The sequence below is a fragment of the Alicycliphilus sp. T452 genome (assembly GCF_054512775.1).
In genome coordinates this window covers 38,580-57,025 of sequence record NZ_JBTNEH010000024.1, presented here as the reverse complement: position 1 = coordinate 57,025, position 18,446 = coordinate 38,580, and the positions used below count along the sequence as shown (strand labels likewise).

18 protein-coding genes are annotated in these 18,446 nt (G+C 61.1%); 3 read left to right on the top strand and 15 right to left on the bottom strand.

The features are described from left to right. Positions 1 to 14 precede the first annotated feature (14 nt). From ACX12L_RS18590 to ACX12L_RS18555, 8 genes are all read right to left on the bottom strand, one after another. On the bottom strand, positions 15 to 911 hold the full coding sequence (locus ACX12L_RS18590; protein WP_459263926.1) for an ArdC family protein: 897 nt from the start codon (positions 909 to 911) through the stop codon (positions 15 to 17). A gap of 79 nt (positions 912 to 990) precedes the next feature. After that, a complete protein-coding gene (locus ACX12L_RS18585) occupies positions 991 to 1,266 on the bottom strand; it encodes a hypothetical protein (RefSeq protein WP_013722731.1) in 276 nt (91 codons plus the stop codon). 316 nt (positions 1,267 to 1,582) lie between these two features. Continuing rightward, positions 1,583 to 2,299 (bottom strand): M48 family metallopeptidase, encoded by a 717-nt coding sequence (locus ACX12L_RS18580; RefSeq protein WP_459263925.1) that lies wholly within the window; start codon positions 2,297 to 2,299, stop codon positions 1,583 to 1,585. Further along, positions 2,299 to 5,385 (bottom strand): type I restriction endonuclease subunit R, encoded by a 3,087-nt coding sequence (locus tag ACX12L_RS18575; protein ID WP_459263924.1) that lies wholly within the window; start codon positions 5,383 to 5,385, stop codon positions 2,299 to 2,301. Before ACX12L_RS18575 ends, ACX12L_RS18580 begins: the two co-directional genes overlap by 1 nt. After that, a complete protein-coding gene (locus ACX12L_RS18570) occupies positions 5,382 to 7,226 on the bottom strand; it encodes a DUF262 domain-containing protein (RefSeq protein WP_459263923.1) in 1,845 nt (614 codons plus the stop codon). Before ACX12L_RS18570 ends, ACX12L_RS18575 begins: the two co-directional genes overlap by 4 nt. Positions 7,227 to 7,252: 26 nt before the next feature. After that, entirely contained in the window at positions 7,253 to 8,440 is a 1,188-nt protein-coding gene (locus ACX12L_RS18565) for a restriction endonuclease subunit S (protein ID WP_459263922.1), read from the bottom strand. Then, positions 8,431 to 10,863 (bottom strand): type I restriction-modification system subunit M, encoded by a 2,433-nt coding sequence (locus ACX12L_RS18560; RefSeq protein WP_459263921.1) that lies wholly within the window; start codon positions 10,861 to 10,863, stop codon positions 8,431 to 8,433. The genes ACX12L_RS18565 and ACX12L_RS18560 overlap by 10 nt, the downstream gene beginning before the upstream one ends. 55 nt (positions 10,864 to 10,918) lie before the next feature. Continuing rightward, positions 10,919 to 11,266 (bottom strand): helix-turn-helix domain-containing protein, encoded by a 348-nt coding sequence (locus tag ACX12L_RS18555; protein WP_459263920.1) that lies wholly within the window; start codon positions 11,264 to 11,266, stop codon positions 10,919 to 10,921. Between the two features lie 129 nt (positions 11,267 to 11,395). Between ACX12L_RS18555 and ACX12L_RS18550 the strand changes: the two genes are divergently transcribed. From ACX12L_RS18550 to ACX12L_RS18540, 3 genes are read left to right on the top strand one after another with little or no spacing between them, the layout of a single operon-like run. After that, complete coding sequence (locus ACX12L_RS18550; protein WP_459263919.1) at positions 11,396 to 11,833, top strand: zinc ribbon domain-containing protein; 438 nt, start codon at positions 11,396 to 11,398, stop codon at positions 11,831 to 11,833. Between the two features lie 11 nt (positions 11,834 to 11,844). Continuing rightward, a complete protein-coding gene (locus ACX12L_RS18545) occupies positions 11,845 to 12,480 on the top strand; it encodes a DUF4124 domain-containing protein (protein ID WP_459263918.1) in 636 nt (211 codons plus the stop codon). Positions 12,481 to 12,492: 12 nt separating this feature from the next. After that, entirely contained in the window at positions 12,493 to 12,828 is a 336-nt protein-coding gene (locus tag ACX12L_RS18540) for a terminase small subunit (RefSeq protein WP_459263917.1), read from the top strand. A 145-nt stretch (positions 12,829 to 12,973) separates the two neighbouring features. On the opposite strand, the gene ACX12L_RS18535 is transcribed toward ACX12L_RS18540, so the two are convergent. The 7 genes from ACX12L_RS18535 to ACX12L_RS18505 form a co-directional block, all read right to left on the bottom strand. Continuing rightward, positions 12,974 to 14,626, bottom strand: coding sequence for a phage/plasmid primase, P4 family (locus ACX12L_RS18535; protein WP_459263916.1), 1,653 nt, complete (start codon positions 14,624 to 14,626; stop codon positions 12,974 to 12,976). Next, a complete protein-coding gene (locus ACX12L_RS18530) occupies positions 14,619 to 15,176 on the bottom strand; it encodes a DNA-primase RepB domain-containing protein (RefSeq protein ID WP_459263915.1) in 558 nt (185 codons plus the stop codon). Before ACX12L_RS18530 ends, ACX12L_RS18535 begins: the two co-directional genes overlap by 8 nt. Further along, positions 15,176 to 15,385: a DNA-binding protein gene (locus tag ACX12L_RS18525; RefSeq protein WP_459263914.1), complete on the bottom strand. Its 210-nt coding sequence runs from the start codon at positions 15,383 to 15,385 to the stop codon at positions 15,176 to 15,178. Before ACX12L_RS18525 ends, ACX12L_RS18530 begins: the two co-directional genes overlap by 1 nt. Before the next feature lie 168 nt (positions 15,386 to 15,553). Then, a complete protein-coding gene (locus ACX12L_RS18520; protein WP_459263913.1) occupies positions 15,554 to 16,141 on the bottom strand; it encodes a hypothetical protein in 588 nt (195 codons plus the stop codon). Next, a complete protein-coding gene (locus ACX12L_RS18515; protein ID WP_459263912.1) occupies positions 16,138 to 16,425 on the bottom strand; it encodes a helix-turn-helix domain-containing protein in 288 nt (95 codons plus the stop codon). The genes ACX12L_RS18520 and ACX12L_RS18515 overlap by 4 nt, the downstream gene beginning before the upstream one ends. Further along, positions 16,422 to 16,769 (bottom strand): type II toxin-antitoxin system RelE/ParE family toxin, encoded by a 348-nt coding sequence (locus tag ACX12L_RS18510; RefSeq protein WP_459263911.1) that lies wholly within the window; start codon positions 16,767 to 16,769, stop codon positions 16,422 to 16,424. Before ACX12L_RS18510 ends, ACX12L_RS18515 begins: the two co-directional genes overlap by 4 nt. 33 nt (positions 16,770 to 16,802) lie before the next feature. Then, positions 16,803 to 18,155 (bottom strand): tyrosine-type recombinase/integrase, encoded by a 1,353-nt coding sequence (locus ACX12L_RS18505; RefSeq protein WP_459263910.1) that lies wholly within the window; start codon positions 18,153 to 18,155, stop codon positions 16,803 to 16,805. Positions 18,156 to 18,446: the final 291 nt, after the last annotated feature.

Below are 18,446 nucleotides of genomic sequence, written 5' to 3'. Positions count from 1 at the left end.
TGGATGAAGGTGGTTCAGGCGGCCATCGCCATGGCCTGTGGGCCGGGGGCGGCTTCCGACGTGCACAGCACGAAGTCGGCGGCCTTCTGCGCCATGGACGCAGCGGAGAAGACCAAGCGCTTGTCATGGCGCAGGGCTTCCAGCCAGTGGGCGATGTAGCCCGCGTGCTGAAGCTCGGCATCGATGCCGCAGTGGCCGCACAGAAACGCGGCGCCCATCTCGGCGACCAGTTCTTCGAAGGCGTAGGCCGTGAGGTGCTGGCGGCTCTGCATGGGGCGGTTGCAGCGGCTGGCATGGCCCGTCCAGTGCGTCAATTCGTGCAGGGCCACGCCGTAGTAGCCGGTGGCCTGCGGGAACGCGTTGCGCAGTGGCAACTGGATCACGTCGTCGGAAGGTCGGTAAAACGCCTGATCGCCACCGTGGCGAATGATGGCGCCGGAATCGACCAACAGGCGCTCGGCTTCCTCGACCGGGCTCCAGTCGGGAGCAGGTTGAGGCTGCGCCAGCGCTGGCGGCAAATCCTCTATCTGATCGGCGTTGAAGACCGTGAACGAGCGCAGCATGGGCACGACCTTGGCTGCGGGGGCGTCGTTGGCGGCGCAGGATCGCCCGGCCTCATCGACTTCCATCATCTTGAAGAAGACGATGGGTGTGCCGGTTTCACCCCGGCGCACATGGGCGCCCAGCATGCGCGCTTGCTGGTAGGTCAGCCAGCGATTGCGCCGGTAGCCTTCGTGCATGGCGGTCATGTTGAGCAACAGGGTGTTGATGCCGCGATACAGGCGTCCGGTGCTCAGGTTGGCGGGCATGGCGCCGCCCGGTTCCCGCTTCCACGGAAACTGCCACGGGATGGCGCCGGATTCGAGGGCGCGGATGATGCGCTCGGTGATGGATTGGTACAGGTCGGTCATGAGGGTGCTCCGGAAACGACGAAGCCCGCACGTGGCGGGCTCCGATGGGTGAGGAAAGGGGGAAATCAACTACACCGGGTCACACGTGCAGGCGAAGCAGGCCGGGCGTGTACTGGCCGCGCTTGATGTAGCCGAAGCAACGCTTGGCGATGGTGGTGCCGGCGCTGGTCAGCAGACCGGCGAAGGTGGCGGCCATGACACCGGAGAAGCTGCCCCAGTGGATGGCGAGCGTCAGCATGGTGACGCCGATGTCCAGCCACACGTCGTGGCCAAGCATGCGCAGCATGGTGCGCCGCCCGAGTTTGATGAAGATGAAGACGAGACCGAGAAAGATGGCGAAGCCGGTTGCGAACATGGTGAGAACTCCCGAAGTGGAAAGTGAATGCCAACCCGGATGGGCTGGCGCGGGGCGAGTGGATCGGTCGGGCGCGGTGGCCTTGCGATCCTTACGAAGTTGCCGAGGCAGTTCGTAATGAACTCACGAGCCGACGGGCACGCGTGCGAAGCGCGCGGCTTTCTTGGGAGTGATGGAAATGAAAAAGGAGTCTCTTGCATCAGCTGCGAAGAGACTCCTTTTTGGGGGTCAGGAAACCGAAACCGAACCGGGGTGGGCCTTTTGCTCCACCACCGGGGTCACTAGGCCTCGGCCGGACGGCCCGGCACCTCATGAATCATTCGCGCCAGACCTCTGCCGCCAGCGGCAAGCCGTTCAGATCGGCGCGCGCCTCGCGCCAACCGGGGGAATGAAGATCGAGGATGCCGACAAACCGGTCGTTGTGGGTGGGCTCCAGCAGGTGGGCCATTTCGTGCACGATCACGTATTCGAGCAGGTCGCGCGGCTTCTTGACCAGCTCCGTGTTCAAGCGAATGTTCCCGGCGGCGGGATTGCAACTGCCCCACTTGGTTTTCATGCGCTGGAGGAAGTACGCGTTGACCGAAACACCGAGCTTGGGCTCCCACTTCTGGATCAGGCGCGGGATGGCCGCATGCAGCAAGGATCGGTGCCATGCGTGCATGATTTCGGCGCGCTTGTCCTCATCGCTGCCGGGCCGAACGCGCAGCACGATGCGTTTGTGATCCAGCTGCACGCCGGTACGCCCTTGGGTCTCTTCCACCACCAGCAAATGGCGCCGTCCCCACAGCAGGTGGGTCTCCCGCGTCACATAGCGTCGTGGCGCCTCACGGGCCTGCTCCTGCATGTCGGCCTGTTGCCGGCGTATCCAGTCGAGCTTGGTGATGGCGAACGCGCGGGCAACTTCCAAGCGCGTGTTGCGCGGCGCCACCAGCGTGACGTGGCCTTTGGGCGGATGCACGCTCAGGTGGACGTTCTTCACGTCCTTGCGCGTGACGCGAATCGACACATCGCCCAATTGCAGGAATTCGTCCATCAATAACCCGGTTGCTGCTTGACGATCGCAAACAAGGCTTCGGTGGCGGCACGGTCCCTGTTCATTAAGGGGAACAAGGCGTTCTTGACTTGGGCTTCGCGCGCCGGATCGCCTTTCCACCCCGCCGGGGCATGGTCCCTCATGGCCAAATCCAGCTGTACGGCGAGCGCCGCGCGGGCGTCGTCATCGGCGGGGCAGACAAAGACGGTGGCGGGCAGTGAAGGCAGGTTGTTGAACAACACCGTGGCTTCTCGATTGCCGTGCAGGACAGGCGGGGCGCCTGCCGTGGGCTGTCGTGAGTGCAGTCGCTGCGCAAGCCGCTCCGCTTGCCGCAAGAATTCCTCGTAGGACTCCGTGTCGTCCCGCTTCTGCTGGATCAGGTCGTCCAGCAGCTTGGACATTTCTTCGTAATAACGCGGGTCGGTCAGCTGGTCGCGGATGATCGTCTTGCGGACGTTGTTGATGATCGCCTCGGCGACGGCACTGTTCGACAGCTTGCCCTTCTCGTTGAGTTTCTGCGCGATGGCGTCGTGGATGCCGGTGTGGATGATCAGCTCGGTCAACGAAAGATCGCTGAGGTTGCCCAGCCGGTCGGCCGGGTCGGCCTGTATGTAGGCGTTGATGAGGTGGCGCATGTCCGCCTCGAAGGGCTTGATGTCCAGCTCTTCGCCAGAATGCTTTTTGATGGCGGCGCGCACCTCGCTGAAAAACTCGGCGTCATCGGCCAAGCGCTGGGCCTGCGCGGCAGAGTAGCCAGCCTCGCTCAAACTGGTCGCCATCTCGGCGTAGGCGCGTACAAACGCCGCCACGGCCTTGTAGAACGACACGCGCAGCGGTTCGGTATCGCCCAGCGCCGTGGCACTTGAAGCGTCGCCGCAGAAATAGCGCAGGTAGTGCTCGATTTCCTTGGGCTCGGCCACCGGGGCGCACAGGTAGATCAGGGCTTCATGCGCCGCGTCGAGCTTGGCCTTGCCTTCCTTGAAAGCGTCCTTGACGATCACATTGCCGTCGTCGCCGCTGTCGTCGATGTCCAGCTCGTCCGAGGTGTAGACCGCGATCGCCGTTTCCAGCTTTTTGAACAGCTCCTTGTAATCGACGATGTAGCCATAGTCCTTGTCGTCGCCGTCCAGCCGGTTGGTGCGGCAAATGGCCTGAAACAGGTTGTGGTCTTGCAGCTCGTTGTCGAGGTAGATGTAGGTGCAGCTCGGCGCATCGAAGCCCGTCAGCAACTTGCTGACCACGATCAGCACCTTCAGGTTCGCAGGTTCTTCGATGAAGCGCCGCTTGGCTTCGTCCTCGTAGGCCTTGGTGGTCTGGCCGGGGGCCAGCACGTGCCTCGTGTAGGTGTCGTACTTGTAGCGCTCGTCGCTGTTGGGCGGCTCGCGCGAAATGGCGTTGTGGTTGGGCTCGTAGGAGGTGATCAGCCCGCAATAGCTGCCAAAACTGGTGTTCTGGAACAGGCGGAAGTAGTGGCAGGCGTCATAGATGGACGCGGCCACCAGCAGCGCCGTGCCTCGGTCGCCGTTCAGGCGCGGCTTGACGCCGAAGTCGTGAATGATGTCGGCAATGATGCGCTGTTTGCGCTCGCCGGCACTCATCAGTTCTTCCATGGTGGCCCAGCGCCTGCGCAGCACCGACTTCTGGAAATTGTTCAGCCCGCGCGTCTTGCGCTCGAACCAGTCGTCGATGGCCTGCCGCGAGGTCAGGCGTTGCGGCACGTCGCGGGCTTCGTATTTCAGGTCCAGCACCACCTTGTCGGCCACCGCCTGGTCGAACTTGTAGGTGTGGATGTAGGTGCCGAACACGTCGCGCGTGGTCTGCTTGTCCTTGCGCAGCAACGGCGTGCCGGTGAAGCCGACAAAGATGGCGTTCGGCAGCCAGCGCTTCATCTGCTGATTCAACATACCGCCCTGCGTGCGGTGACATTCGTCCACGAACACATAAAAGCGGCCAGTGACGGGCGGTGGCTCGCCTTTGAGGTCGGAGGGGTCGATTTTGTGGATCAGCGCACACAGCAGGCGTGGCAGTGCTTCGCCCAGCTTGTCCACCAGTTCGCGCCGCGTGGTGATTCGGGGGGAGGGCGAGTCTTCGCCAATCACGCCGGAGTTTCTCATCACGCCCGCGATCTGCTTGTCGAGTTCGTCGCGGTCGGTGATGACCAGTACGCGGGCCTCGGCATCGTGCTCCAGCAGCCATTTGGCCAGCAGCACCATCAGGATGCTCTTGCCGCTGCCTTGGGTGTGCCAGATCACGCCGCCCTCGTGCCGCTTCAGGCGCTCTTGCGCCGCCTTGACGCCTTCGTACTGGTGCAGGCGCGGCACCTTCTTGTGCCCCGCATCGAAAATCACGAAGTTGCGCATCAGGTCAAGCAGGCGCTCCTTCTGGCACAGGTGGGTGAGGGGCTGGTCGAGCAAGGCGCCAACCACGGGCTCGTTCGCGGTGTGGTGCCGCCATTCGACGTAGAACAGCTCCGGCGTGCCCGTGGTGCCATAGCGCAGGCCTTGGGAGTCATTGCCCGCCATCAGCAGCTGCACGGTGCTGAAGAACGGCAGATTGAATATCTCTTCCTGATTGGTGATCAGTTGCCGCACGCCATCGGCAATCTCCACCGAGCTGCGCTTGAGTTCGATCACGCCGACCGCGATGCCATTGAGGTACAGCACGATGTCCGGGCGGCGCTCGTGTCCGCCCCTGAGCGTGACCTCTTCCGCTACCGCAAAGTCGTTGCGGTCAGGGCGTTCCCAGTCGATCAGGTGCACGGTCTCGTGAGCCGCGCCGGCCTGAGTCTGCACCGGCACCCCATAGCGCAGCAGCTGGTAGGTGCGCAGGTTGGCCTGATAGAGCGTGGTGCCGGTCGCGTCGGTGGCGGTCAGGAGCTTCTGGAGCGCCTGTGCGATCTGCGGCTCGGAGTAGCCGCGTTGCAGCAGATTGTCGCGCAGCAGGGCGACTTCGATGCAGCGGTTGTCGGGTCGGCCAGACCAGTCGCCCGCGTAGCGATAGCCCACCCCCCCTTCGGCCACAGGGCTTGTCAGCAGCTCGACGACGCGATCCTGAGTTGCCCGTTCGGGCCGGCGGGTTGCATTCATGCGGCGGCTTCCTCCAGCTTGTCCGGCGACCACACCAAGGCGGCCAGCTTGGCGATCAGTTCACGCCGTTCCAGTTGCTCTGCCTTGGTGAAATTCGGGTAGGCCTTGAACGGCAAATCGTGAGTAGCGGCGAATTGCTGAAACTGCGGTTGATTCTGGTAGGCGCGGTCGTCCAGACTGCCCGCATAGAAGTTCTGTACGGTATATCGGCCGCGCTTCTCCGCGTAGAGCTTGTCTTGCAGGCTGCGGTTCACGTCCTGTGGCAGCAGCACCAACGACGCCACATGATTGCGCCACTCGTCGAATTCCTGTTCCGACTGGAAGCCGCTCGACAGCTTGAAGTCGGCGGGCCAAATGTGTTCGATGTCGAACGGGTTCTTCACGTTCCGATCGACCAGCTTGTCGAAACTGTCGGTGCGACCTGCACCTGCCTCCGTCGCAGCGGTCAGGCGGGCCAGAAGGTGGAATATGTACCGTCTGCTCCACTGGTTGAGCGCCAGTCCGTCGAGCCCACTGCGCCCTTTGATGGTGCTGCCTGATAGGGTCGTGTCGTCCTTGGCCAGCTTGTCGCGCAGGATTTCCACCAACTCGGGCACAGACTTGCGCCGGATGTCCCGGCACAGCAGGAACATCGCGTAGGACACGCTGGAGTAACCCACGCGGATGTAGTTGACCGCCCGGCGCATCAGCCAGATATCGAGATAGGTGGCCGTCACCGCCAGCTTGCGCCGCACCGTATCCGCGTCGTCTGTCTCCACCAGCGGCGCCAGCAAGACCGTGCTTTGCCACGTGAAGTCGTTGTGGGCGTTGTAGTACACAGCGGCCAGTCCGGGGGTGTACTGGCGCCCGGCTTCCAAAATGCGCTGGTACGCCTTGGCGAAGAAGGGAAAGCTGGTGGTCATCAAGGCGGCATTGGCGTCGGCCTTGCCCAGCTTGAGCTGGTCGCTGTGGTCGCGCACCCAGCGGTGGAACGCGGTGCCGATCAGCTCCCAGTCCTTGTCGGTGGCGCCGGCCTTGCGGTCGCGGATGGTTTCGGCGTACTGCGCCCGCAGCCACGCCTTGATGCAATTGGCGTCACGTTCGGGTTCATGGGTGCCGCCCCACGAAATCAGCTCCAGCACCTCGTTTTTCCACGTGGCGTTGGCCTTCTTGCGCATCTCGGTGTCTTCGATGGGCGCGAGCAGGTAGGCCTTGAGCATGTCCACCGGGCTCAGGGGCTTGCCCCGGTCGTTCATGGTCTCGAAGATGGCGTAGGCGTAGTTGTCGTTCTCCGTGGATATCTCGATCAACCCGACGCGCGTCATCAGCCAATAGATGAAGTGGGGCAGCGCTTGCCGATCGGCCAATTCGTCGAACAGGTCGTTGCCGGCGATGTCCTGATAGCGCGCGTACATCGTCTGGATGGACTCGTCGTCACCGGCCGGGTTGAAGGCTGCGCCCTCGAACAAGGCCTTGATGACCGGCAAGCGCTCGGGAATGTCCAGATTGAACTTGGGCTGCCCCAAGTTGTCGCTGAAGATCAAGGGCGCCACGGTCTGCACCACGGGCAGCTTCTGGTCGGTCGCCAGCCGGTACAGGTGAATCAGCAGCAGCGTGAGCGAGGTCACGCGCTGCTGGCCGTCGATCAGGTAGTTCTTGCCATTGCGCTTGCTGACGATGATGGAGCCCAAGAAATACTCGGCATAACCGCTGACCTGCGGTGTCCCATCGCCTTGTTTGAAGCTGCTGAAAAACTTGGCTTGCAGGTCGGACAGCAGTTCGTCGATGTTTTCCTTGCCCCACTTGTATTCGCGCTGGTACTCGTCGATGGAAAACGACTGGCTTTGCAGCAGCGCCTGCACGCTGCGGTAGTGGGGGATGATGGTGCTCATATCAGGCGGATCTTTCCGGTCAGCAGTTCCTGCACCATGGCTTGCTTGAGGGCGTGGGTCTTGACGAGACGGGCATCAAGGGCGGCCAGTTCGGCGTCCATGTCGGAAAGGACGGTGGCGACGGCGGATTGCTCATCCAATGTCGGCGGCAAGTGCAATTGGAACGACTGAAATGTCGGCAAGCGCAGCGAGTCAACTGTCGCCTTCACGGTGTTCTGCATAGCCCAAGCACCAAAATGCTCTGACATGTAGAGATGCACGTACCTCCCCCACACATCCTCCGCAAATTGCGTTATCGCATACACGCGCTGGTGAACGTCGAAGCGTCCACTGATGTAATGGAAGATGCTACCGATCTGACCCTCTCCGGGAACCAAGATTGCCTCGCAGTCATGGGAGTAGCTATTGATGCGCTCGACCGTGGCCGATCTTACGAAGAAGGGATAGATCCCATCGTCGACCTTGTCTTGGTTATTGCGCTTCCCTGTCGTGATGTGAGCGACATCCCCCAGCAGCCTCATTTTCCACGCCCCACTAAAACCCGGCAGGCGGGTTTGGCCGGTGAGAAGTTGCTGCATGGCGGCCTGCTTGAGGTCGCGCTTCTTGGCGATCAGCCGGGTCAGCCCGTCGAGCAGTGCATCCACATCTGATAGCGCGGTGGCGATGGCACGTTGTTCTGCAATTGGTGGCAACTGAATTTTCAGGCTAGCCAAGCTGGCTTGATTGAGGTTCACCATCGTGGTTCCGACGGAAGACTCCTCAATTGCAGATATCACTCGCTGACTGGAAAGTAGTCGATTTAGGAAATTGGAGTCAGAGTTGATAGGCCGAACGATCATTGATCCCGTGCCACATAACCAACCAGCTTGGTGGCTTTGAACTACAGCACATCTTCCCATATCACCCCGCCGCCCGATGACTATCTCACCTGCCTTCATGCGGAAATCAGAAAGTTTTTTGGCCGCGTTTTCTGAGACCGTCATCGATCGAGTGGGCTCGATCATTCCGTTGACGATGTGCATAGGATTGATAACTGGAACGCCATCGTTTATGTAATCGGACTTATGAAGCGCACTTCCAAACGGCCCTGTTCGGAAGGTCGCGTGCTTTCCGAGAGGCTCAAGCGTCCAATCCGCTGGTAGTACACCAACTTCCGTCTGCTTGTACCCTGGCCTTACTTCCATGTCGCCCCCATGCGTTGAAGGTGCGCGTCCACTGCTGCTGACAGCGCCGCTACTCCATCAACAAGCTCTGGGAGCGGCATGGTGTAGCGCTCGGCCAGTTCCCGGATGCGGGCGGTAAGGGTTTGCCCCACACGGTCAATTTCGCCTTGCAGGTCGGCCGCCAGGCGGGCGAGCCATTTGTCGTTGACCACCAACGATTTGATGTCCATCACGCTCAGCTTGGCGTAGTGGTCATGGGCTTGCTGGTCGAGCTTGGCGTCCAATTCCTTGACGGTTTTCTTGAGCTGGCTTTCTTGCTCGCTGAGCTTGAGCCATTGCTTGAGCACTGCCAATTCTTCCTTGGCCTCGGGGTCGGTGCCGATTTCCTTCACGCGGTCTTTGACCTGCGCGGCGTTGATCTTCTCGAAACCGGCGAAAGCGCCGTCCTCGGCGCTGTGCTCTTCTTCCAGTTCGGTGATCTGGCCGCTGGCGGCCTCCAGTTCGGCCTGCATGGCGTCCAGCGCGGCCTGTTCCTTGGTGAAGTAGCGGGCGACGATGTAGGGCTTGGGGATCAGGTCGCAGGACCAGCCCTTGTCCTTCTTCTTGCCCTTCTTGTCGGTCTCGATAATGCGCGCCGGTTGGGCAACCCAGCCATCGGCGGCGATCAGGTAGGCGTCGTCCTGCATGGTCTCGGCCCAGTAGTCCATCAGGTGCTGATAGACGGCATAGGCGTCGATCAGCGGCGCGGCCTGCATGGACGCGAGCAGGGTTTCGGACACGGTGCCGATCAGCTCCTTGGGATGGCCGTTCTGGCTGAAACCCGTGAGCTTTGGGTTGATGGCTTCGCGCCACTTGTTGAACAGCGTGGTGACCTTGCCGGTGAAGGCGGTGAACTGCGGGTGGCCGAGGATGGCCGACCGGACATCGGTCATCGGCAGCTTGAGGCGGGCATAGCCGGGACGGCCTGCCGATTCAAACAAGGCGGTGCGCAGGCCGGGCATTTGCTGCCAGTCGGCGGCGAAGGCGTCGATGTCGCGTTCGGGGATGCCGCCGTTGAGGTGGGCGTCGATGTCCTGCAGGTCTTCGGGTTCGCTGCTGTCGATGTAGCGCGGCAGGTTCAGGTTGTAATCGTTCTTGGGGCTGGCGATCTCGTCGTAGGGCACCATGCGGGCGTAGCGCGGGCTGTCGACCTGCCGGTTGAAGGTATCGACGATCTTGTGGATGTCCTGCTCGCGCAGGCGGTTCTTGTTGCCGTCCTTGATGAAGCCCTTGCTGGCGTCGATCATGAAGATGCCCTTGCGGGCGGTGGCGTTCTCCTTGTCGAGCACCAGAATGCAGGCTGGGATGCCGGTGCCGTAGAAGAGGTTGGCCGGCAGGCCGATGATGGCCTTGAGGATGCCGGAACGCACCAGCTGCTGGCGGATGCCCGCCTCGGCATTGCCACGGAACAGCACGCCGTGCGGTAGGATGCACGCGGCTTTGCCGGCGGCCTTCATGCTGCGGATGATGTGCAGCAGGTAGGCGTAGTCGCCCTGCTTGGCGGGTGGCACGCCCCAGCTAAAACGCTGGTAGGGGTCACCCTTGCCGCTGTCGCCGAGAGTGAGGCCGGTGCTCCACGTCTTGTCGGAGAAAGGGGGGTTGGCGACCACATAGTCGTAGGTGCGCAGCTGCTCGCCATCCTTGAACTTGGGCGCGGCCAAGGTGTTGCCGTTGACGATGCTGGCGGTGGGAAAGTCGTGCAGGATGGTGTTCATGCGCGCCAAGCCGGCGGTGGTCACATCCTTTTCTTGCCCTTCCAGTGTGATGGGCTTGCCGGCCTCGGCGGCCACCTTGAGCAGCAGCGATCCGGAACCGCAGGTTGGGTCGTAGGCGGTGGTGGATGCCGTGCTGTTGGCGGGAGAAATGCCGATGACCTTGGCCATGACGCGGCTGACTTCGGCCGGGGTGTAGAACTGGCCCTTGCTCTTGCCGCTTTCGGTGGCGAAGTGGCGCATGAGGTATTCATAGGCGTCGCCAAGGATATCGTCGTGCTCGGCGCGGTTTTGGGAGAAGTCCAGCTCGGGCTTCTGAAAAATGCCGATCAGGTTGGTCAGGCGATCGACCATCGCCTGACCTTCGCCCAGCTTGTTGGGGTCGTTGAAGTCCGGGAAGTCGCTGCGTGCCAGCTTCTGGTTGCTCTCGATCAGCGGCTGGATGATTTGCGTGTTGATCTTCTCGCCGATGCCGGACTTGCCCTTGAGGGCGATCATGTCCTTGAAGCTGGCACCCTTGGGGATGGACACCGGGGGCTCGAAGTCGTCCGAATTGCCGTACTTGTCGGTGATGTACTTGATGAACAGCATGAACAGGACGTAGTCCTTGTACTGGCTGGCGTCCATGCCGCCACGCAGTTCATCGCATGAAGCCCAAAGTGAAGAGTAGAGATCGGATTTCTTGATAGCCATTGGGCATGCGGTACAGGTAAAACGGCAGTTTAGCCGTCGCCGCGTGCCCGCAGTGCTATCGAAGGTGATCGCAGGTGCGTTTGAGCAGGTCGAGTACGAAGGCCCGATCTGCGGGCTTCAGCTCCGACAGCCACGCGCTGATGCGAGTTGCCTGATCGTCAGGCACGGTGGAGCTTGGAACCAGCAGGTCGCCGATGCTGACTTTGAGGGATTGCGCGAGCTTTTCAAGCGTGTGGAGCGACGGCACGGTGGCGCCGCGCTCGAAGCGGCTGATGGTTTCCGGCTCGACCTCGATCCGTTCTGCCAGCTGCGCTTGAGTCCATTGGCGGGATTTCCGCAGGTCGGCTATCCGGGCGCCCAGCAACTCCTCCAGTGGTTTCTCGGCGCGCTTCTTCTTGATCATTTCTGTCCAGTTCAAAAACGACAGAAATGGTTGTTCTTGTAGGAGTATTGAGCCAGAATCTAATATGTTGTTTTCAACATATTGAATCTATAAAACGGGGGTGCCGTGGCTCAGGAATCCGGGCGAATCATGAAGGGGGTGGAGGTGGCGCTTGGCGTTGTGATGGTGGTTTCTGCCATCGCATGGCTCGTCGGCATGCTGATGAAGATGGGGGACTGGGGCAGCGCGGATGCGATCGTGAGGGGCGTTCTGACGGTCATTGGCCTTGCCGTGCTGTTTGGCATCTTCCGCGCGCTCGTGTCCCTCTTGCGGTGGGTTGGTCGATCTGCGCGCCAAGGTGTCCCGCTGGTCGCCTCGATAGCCTCAAAAGCCACGAAGACGGCGACGGGTGCCGTGCAAGAGTTGCGTGGGCGCTACAAGGCCTGCCCCTATTGCGCTGAGTCGATCAAGGCCGAAGCGCTGGTTTGCAAGCACTGTCGGAACACGGTTGCCAAGCGCTGCGGCGGTTGTGCGGAAGCGGTGCAGGTCGGAGCCCGGCAGTGCCCGCATTGCGGTACAGCCGTATAGGGAGGGGCACCATGGGCGCGTGGGGTCGTTTGTTGCTGGTCTCGGTGCTATTCGGTTGTGCGGCAGTGCAGGCCCAAGTCGTGAAGTGCACCGATTCCCGAACTGGAAAAGTGACCTACTCGGACAGCGGGTGTCGTGGGGGCGAGGTCGGAAAGCAGGTTCAAGCCAGAAAGACGGCGCAAGAGCTGGAAGATGAGCGTGCGCAGGCGGAAACTGCGCGGCAGCGATATGCCGCGCCGACGCCTTCCTCCCAAGCTCAGCAGGCCGTGCCGACGCGGCAGGAGCAGGCGCCGCAACGAGACTACGCGAGCACGTTCGAGTGCCGCCAGGCGCAGAGAGATATTGATATCGCGCGGGGCAGCGTGACGGCCTCCCGGTCGGAAAAATTGACGAACGTGGCGGCGGCGCAGCGCAAGGCCGATCTGGCGTGCCTTGGCCCGGCGGGCTACCGAGAGGCCGAGGCGGCGCGTGCGGAGGCGCGCGAGCGAGCGAAGGAGCGGCGTGCCCGCGCGCCGGGCGTGATTACCCATTGCGATCCTGGCGGCTGCAACGACAATTACGGCAATCGGTACCACCGCGCGGGGCCGAACCTCGTGGGCGGTGGCAAGACCTGTACGCCGGCCGGATCGAGCTGGTCATGCAATTGAAGGAGCCAGTCGATGTCGCAGCGTGAAGCCGTGCGAGCCAAGCAATCGCGCTTTGTGCGCGAATACGCCGTGGATTGCAACGGCGCGGCAGCGGCCGTGCGAGCGGGCTATTCGCCGCGCTCGGCCAAGGTGACGGCGAGTCGGCTGCTAACCAAGGCTAACGTGCAGCGGGCGCTGCGGCAGATTCAGCAAGTAGATGCCGAGCGCTTGGCGCTAAGCCGCGAGGCGGTGATCGACCAGTTGCAGGATGCGATTGAGCTCGCTCGGGTCAAGCAAGACCCGATGGCGATGATCGTGGGGCTGCGGGAGCTGGGGCGGATGATGGGATATTACGGGCCGACTATCTGATACCAGATACTGCCAACCAGGTTCACATGCGGTGGTGCGAGCTGGAGTGGAGGGGTGGAGGCTCGCCAGTCACTTTCTCCTTCATGGGAAAAAAACAGCCAACTAGAAAAATTTTGGCACAAAGCCTCCACCTTCTCCACTGGCATTACGGGTAGCGCGATTTCACGCCGAGGTAGTAATTGCCATCGTTGCGCTTGACGCACTTGAACATCGCCTTGAACTCGCGGTAGAAATTGGCGCTGGTCATTGGCTTGCTGTAGCCGTTCTGTTCACACCAAAGCTTGAAGCGCTCATAAGCCTGACGAGCTTTGATCGCAGCTGTAGGGTCTTTCATGCATTCGTCTTCCAGCCACTGGGCGATGATGTCCATCTCATTGCGGTAGTCGGCAATGGCCTGCGAAATTACCGGGGGCTCGCGGAGCCCGTTCTTAGCCCAATCCTGATAGCCCTTGAGCGCCCAGTTCAGGATACCCGGGAGCTCGACCAACAATTCTTCGCCAAGTTTCGGGTTGCGCTTGTTCGGCGGGATGCTGATCTCGAAGGGAATGGTCTTCACGCGGCGCCAGATACCGTTGTCACGGCCGACGATGGCCGGTTTGTGGTTGCCCGCTACGAACAGCTTGAACTGCGGAACGAACTCAAAATGCTCTTTATAGAGGAAGCGCGCGGTGATGCGTTCGCCGCCGGTCATCTGTTTGATAAGCGCTTCGTTCAGCCGGGCGCCGGATTCGGTTTCGTTGCTGAGCACCACACGCGCACCTTGCAAGCGGGCGAGGTCGTTGCTGGAGCCGGAGCGATTCGCCATCAAGGATTCGGGCTGGATCGTCTTGACCAGACCGTGACCAAGCAGTTCCGCTATCACGTTCAACAGCGTGCTCTTGCCGTTGGCGCCAGCGCCATGCAGGAAGAAATAAACCTGCTCACTCGTCGCCCCCGACAGTGCATAGCCGACAACACGCTGCACGTAGGCCATCAATTTCTTGTCGCCGCCGAAGATGGTCGAAAGGAATGCATGAAACTTTGGGCACTTGGCTTGCGGGTCGAACTGAATGGGGCTGTGCGTCGTCAACAGGTCTTCTTTGAGCGCGGGGCGCAAGCGCCCCGTCTTGAGTTCGATGGCGCCATTGGCAACACCGAGCACCATGGGATGGCTGTCGAGCGCTGCGGGGCTGACCGAAAGGGTCGGGTGCGACTGGGCCAACTCCAGCATGGCCTTCAGGCGCGTGAGTTGGAGGCTGTTTTTGACGTGTGACTGCCACTTGCGCTGTGCATCCTCGTCCTGCGCGGCGGCGGGAGGCATGGGCATGCCGCGCACGGCATCTTTGGCCATTTCCATGAGCTGACCCGACTCGTCACGTACCCAATGCAAACCGTTCCAGAGATACCAGCCCTGTGCATGAACGTAGCGCACGCGGTCTTGGATTGATTTCGCGAAGGCTTCGGCGTTGCCCACGTCCGTCATCGACAACGGATCAATCGTGCCGGTCGGCGGGTAGCGCGACACGCTGGCAGCAATGGCCTTGACTTCGGTGTCGAGCAGCGGCGGATTGCAGCGCTCGGCGTTGTGTTTCAGCAAGGCGGCTTCGATGGCTTCTTGATCGAAGCCTTTGCGACGCATCACACCGGCAAGGCTGGTGAGAGTATTGTTGCGGCTCGATTCAGGGATAGTCGAATCGTTCGCTGCCGCATGGGTCGTTGCGGAGCGCGCGGTTGTGGGTGATTTCAGCCCCAGCGCTGCAAGGAGTTCCTGATAGGGCATCGGCGTCAAGTGAATAGACGCGGCAGTAGGCTTACGCATGGGAGTTCTCCTTGCTGAGCAGTTGGTGGATGCGGGTTTGAAAGGGCGAGCGTTTTTGGTGCCAGAAGCCCGGCAGGCGCATCACGCGAGGAAGATCGCAAACCTTGGGATCTGCATTGAACTTTTGGGCGAGCTGCTGCTGGAGCGACTTGAATTCGGTCAGTGGCAGGTCGTGGGTCAGCCAGTACGCATGCCAGCGGGTGGGGCTGCTTTCGACAATGATGTGCGGGCGGTACGGCAGAACCGGCTCCAGTGGTGCGCCGTCCAAGTCGACGAACAGGGCGCGAACCGCGACTACATTGGCCGCCGTACGACACGTCTTCGCATTGCCGTGGACAATGCCATCGCCCTTGTTGACCATCACGAACACGCCTTGACCGTCTTCGTTGAGGCGCATGAGTTCCAGCTGATGTTGAGCGAGCGTGCCATGGAGCACGCGGCCACCGCCGGCTTTGGCGCCCTCGTGAAAGGTTTGGAAGGTAAATACGCCTTCGGGGTCGAGAGCGCGCAGGAAGACGTTTGCCGCGTTGAAGTTGAATTCGCGTTTCATTACTTGCCCTCCAGCACGGCGCGGATGGAAGCCACGGGCCAAGCCAAGCGGCCATTGACGCGGACAGGGCGGATCGGACCGTTCTCGCGGCAGGCCCAGACACGCAGGGTCTGCTGTGAGCGGTTCAGGTGAAAGGCCGCTTCTGCGGTCGGAAGTGTGGAGCGGGTTTCGTGCTCCAGCGGCGGCGGGACAGGACGGAGGGAGGCCATCTTTTCTCCTTGCGGAAGTTGTGATGGCTCCCCATTCTTATGAGAGGGCGGAAATGGCCTATTGCGGGCCTTGGCGCTGTGCCAACCGGGTCAATGGGGCATGACGGCGGGGCAGTGCCGGGCAATTCCGGGCGAATGCGGGCAATTTCCGCGCTGCCTATCGGTGGTTCAGGAGTGAGGCACAGGCCAAGGGAAGCCCGACAGCCCCTTGGCGGAATCGTTATCGCTTGCCAATTTGGCGTGCTGGTGCGCCCAGTCAAGGGCCAGTAGCTCGTTCCACAGGCCGTGCGCGCCGGATTGCGCTACGTTGAGGCCGTTGTCTTTCGCGCGCTTGAGGTCTTCTTCAATCGTCGGCCAGTTCTTGTCCGCGTAGCGTTCGATCAGCTTCTCTTTCTTGATGATGCGATCTGGCGTAGGAGCGTGCAGCGTCCGATCCAATGCGGTGGCAACTGGGGCGCGGTTGTGCTGGCGAAGCCACCCGATGGCACTTGCCATCTTGATGACGGTTTTAGGCGTGATGGGTGGTTGCTCGAACCGACCGCATTCAATGGCTCCCGCGTGGACGCCTGCGATCACGGCTTCCTGTTCGGCGCTGAGGTCAAGAGCATCGCCGTCCGGGCCAACCACATCGCTGAGCGCGCGCGGGTCGATTCCAGCCATCAGCGCCGCCAGTTCCCAGACGGCGACAGCGTCATACTCCCGCCAATCAGCGAAGTTGGCTCTGTTGCCTGTCTCCCACATGGAGGGTACCGTCAAGCTGCCAGTGCTTCAATCACCGCACGCGGGTTGCGTTCGATCACGTTGAGCAACACCAACGATGCCCCATGCGGCTTGCGGTCACCGCGTTCCCAGTGGCGCAGGGTGGCAGTGGAGAAACCAAACTTTGCCGCGAATTCTTCCTGCGTCATGTCCACCTTGGCGCGCAGCGCCTTCACGTCCACTGGGCGGGGACGATGCACGCGCACGCCCCGGCCATGCCCTTCGGCATGGGCAATGGCTTCCTGCAAGCCCTGCTTGATGCTGTCGAATGCCGTGCTCATTTCTTTCGTCCTTTCGCATTCCAAATGCTGACCAACGCGCCGGTCAGCTCGGCCAGCTCATTGCGCTCCGCCTTACTCAGATTGGCGCGGTCGCCTTTTGCAAAGAGGGTCAGCAGATAGAGCGGCATGTGCTCATCATGGAAGTAGTAGATGATTCGCACGCCGCCGCTCTTGCCGTGGTCACCCCTGCGCCAGCGCAGCTTGCGGACGCCTCCTGTGCCTTCCATCAGATCGCCCGCCTTGGGGTGTGAAGCCAGATGCCGGATCAGGTCTTGCCGCTCTTCAAGGCTAAGCAACTTGTCTGCCGTGCGAATGAACTCAGGCAACTCGGCGACTGTCTGCATGGTTTTGATTGTAATCCATTGGGACGGTTTATGCTAGTACTTAACGGCTCGCAATCTTGCCGCTTCGGGTGCGAATTCGACGGTTGCTTGCTCCAATATCCACGCCTCAATGCGCTCATGGTGTAGGCGTAGTAGGTCTAGCGGGCGCACGGTGTAATGTTTCTCTGCTGTGGCGCTGGGCTTGTGGCCTTGAATCTGCGCCACTACCCCGGCAGGGATTTCCAGCCACTCGGTCAAGCTCTTGAAGCTGCGGCGCAGGCCGTGGAAAGTCAGCCCCTCGATGCCTGCAACCTTGCAGGCCGTGGTGTGGGCATGATGGGGCTTCGCAATGGGCTTTGCCGCTTTGCCCGGCTCGTGTCTGGCGCTGGCGAACACCCATTCACTGCGGCGGGGCAGGGCGGACAGTAAGTGCCAAACGTAGGGCGTGAGGGGAATGACGCGCTCACCCTCCACCTTGTCTCGGATCGTCACTCCTCGCCATTGGCTGTTTATGTCCTCCCAACGCAGCGCCAGCACTTCGCCGGGGCGGGCTCCTGTCAGTAGCAGCGTTTGTAGATAGGCCGATATGGTCGGGTTGCCGATGTTGCGCACGGCGGAAAACCACGCGGGCAACTGTTCGCGCAAAAGGGCATCTTGCTTTACGCCGGCCTTGCCTAGTGCTTCGCGCGTGCGACGGGTCTTGGCGGGGTTTTGAGCAGGCACCACAGCTGCATATTGCGGATGCTCTGCGCACCACGTCAGAAAGGCACGTAATAGACGCCATGACAGCCGGGCGGGGGTTGGGCGAGTCTGGGCCTCATGTACTGCCCATGTCTCGATAACCGGGGCTGTCAGGGCTTGTAACCGCATCGCCATCAGGGGATGCAGAGGGCCGGCAATTGTCACGCCACGGCCACGAGTGCCACGCACGGACACCATACCTCCAGCGTTGGCTAATTTTTCGTGGTCTTGATAATGGCGCTTGCCCCAGTGCTGGCGACGATCGGCAAGGTACGCAGTCCAAACTTCGCCCACTGTGACAGCCTGAGCGGTGGCGATAGCCTTCTGTGCAGTCCGGGCGGCCTGTTGCTGGCGTTCCAGCTCGCGCGGGTCTTGCCCGCTATCAAGCACTACGGCAAGCCGGCGTGCTTCGGCGCGGGCTTGTTCAATGCTCCACGCCTTCACATCCCCGATAGTGTGGCGGATGGTTTGCCGGTTTAACTTGGCCTCATAGACAAACGATTTTGCGCCAGCAGCAGTTACACGCACACGCAGGCCCGGGGCTTCACTGTCGCGCATGAATGCCTGCTGCTTGCCTGCCGGGCAGGTAAACCGGCCGATTGCACCAGCGGTGAGGTTAACCCGCTGGGCAAGGTCGGGGGCTTCGCTCTTCTTTGGTCGCGCCATTCTGTTAGCTTCAGTCAGGTCAGATATGCCTGCACAGACAATTCATGTAGCCACTATGTAGCCAAAATTCCCCAATTTTGAAGAATATGAATCAACGAAGGTGCTGCTTATTTGTCCAGTGAGTTTAATTTAACCTGTTGATTTGTATTGATTCTATCAGCGCAGATCAACGTTGTGAAATATGTACATTGGCGGACTTTTAATCCGTTGGTCACAAGTTCGAATCTTGTACGTCCTACCAAGCTACATAAGGAAAGCGCGCTATCAAATAGATGGCGCGCTTTTTTGTTG

Bases quoted from the DNA above. Each gene is read 5' to 3' on its own strand.
- ACX12L_RS18565 (WP_459263922.1), bottom strand. From the start codon at position 8,440: ATGGAAGTAAGGCCAGGGTACAAGCAGACGGAAGTTGGTGTACTACCA.
- ACX12L_RS18525 (WP_459263914.1), bottom strand. From the start codon at position 15,385: ATGGCCTCCCTCCGTCCTGTCCCGCCGCCGCTGGAGCACGAAACCCGC.
- ACX12L_RS18590 (WP_459263926.1), bottom strand. From the start codon at position 911: ATGACCGACCTGTACCAATCCATCACCGAGCGCATCATCCGCGCCCTC.
- ACX12L_RS18555 (WP_459263920.1), bottom strand. From the start codon at position 11,266: ATGATCAAGAAGAAGCGCGCCGAGAAACCACTGGAGGAGTTGCTGGGC.
- ACX12L_RS18505 (WP_459263910.1), bottom strand. From the start codon at position 18,155: ATGGCGCGACCAAAGAAGAGCGAAGCCCCCGACCTTGCCCAGCGGGTT.
- ACX12L_RS18545 (WP_459263918.1), top strand. From the start codon at position 11,845: ATGGGCGCGTGGGGTCGTTTGTTGCTGGTCTCGGTGCTATTCGGTTGT.
- ACX12L_RS18560 (WP_459263921.1), bottom strand. From the start codon at position 10,863: ATGGCTATCAAGAAATCCGATCTCTACTCTTCACTTTGGGCTTCATGC.
- ACX12L_RS18575 (WP_459263924.1), bottom strand. From the start codon at position 5,385: ATGAATGCAACCCGCCGGCCCGAACGGGCAACTCAGGATCGCGTCGTC.
- ACX12L_RS18540 (WP_459263917.1), top strand. From the start codon at position 12,493: ATGTCGCAGCGTGAAGCCGTGCGAGCCAAGCAATCGCGCTTTGTGCGC.
- ACX12L_RS18550 (WP_459263919.1), top strand. From the start codon at position 11,396: ATGAAGGGGGTGGAGGTGGCGCTTGGCGTTGTGATGGTGGTTTCTGCC.
- ACX12L_RS18510 (WP_459263911.1), bottom strand. From the start codon at position 16,769: ATGCAGACAGTCGCCGAGTTGCCTGAGTTCATTCGCACGGCAGACAAG.
- ACX12L_RS18580 (WP_459263925.1), bottom strand. From the start codon at position 2,299: ATGGACGAATTCCTGCAATTGGGCGATGTGTCGATTCGCGTCACGCGC.
- ACX12L_RS18530 (WP_459263915.1), bottom strand. From the start codon at position 15,176: ATGAAACGCGAATTCAACTTCAACGCGGCAAACGTCTTCCTGCGCGCT.
- ACX12L_RS18535 (WP_459263916.1), bottom strand. From the start codon at position 14,626: ATGCGTAAGCCTACTGCCGCGTCTATTCACTTGACGCCGATGCCCTAT.
- ACX12L_RS18515 (WP_459263912.1), bottom strand. From the start codon at position 16,425: ATGAGCACGGCATTCGACAGCATCAAGCAGGGCTTGCAGGAAGCCATT.
- ACX12L_RS18585 (WP_013722731.1), bottom strand. From the start codon at position 1,266: ATGTTCGCAACCGGCTTCGCCATCTTTCTCGGTCTCGTCTTCATCTTC.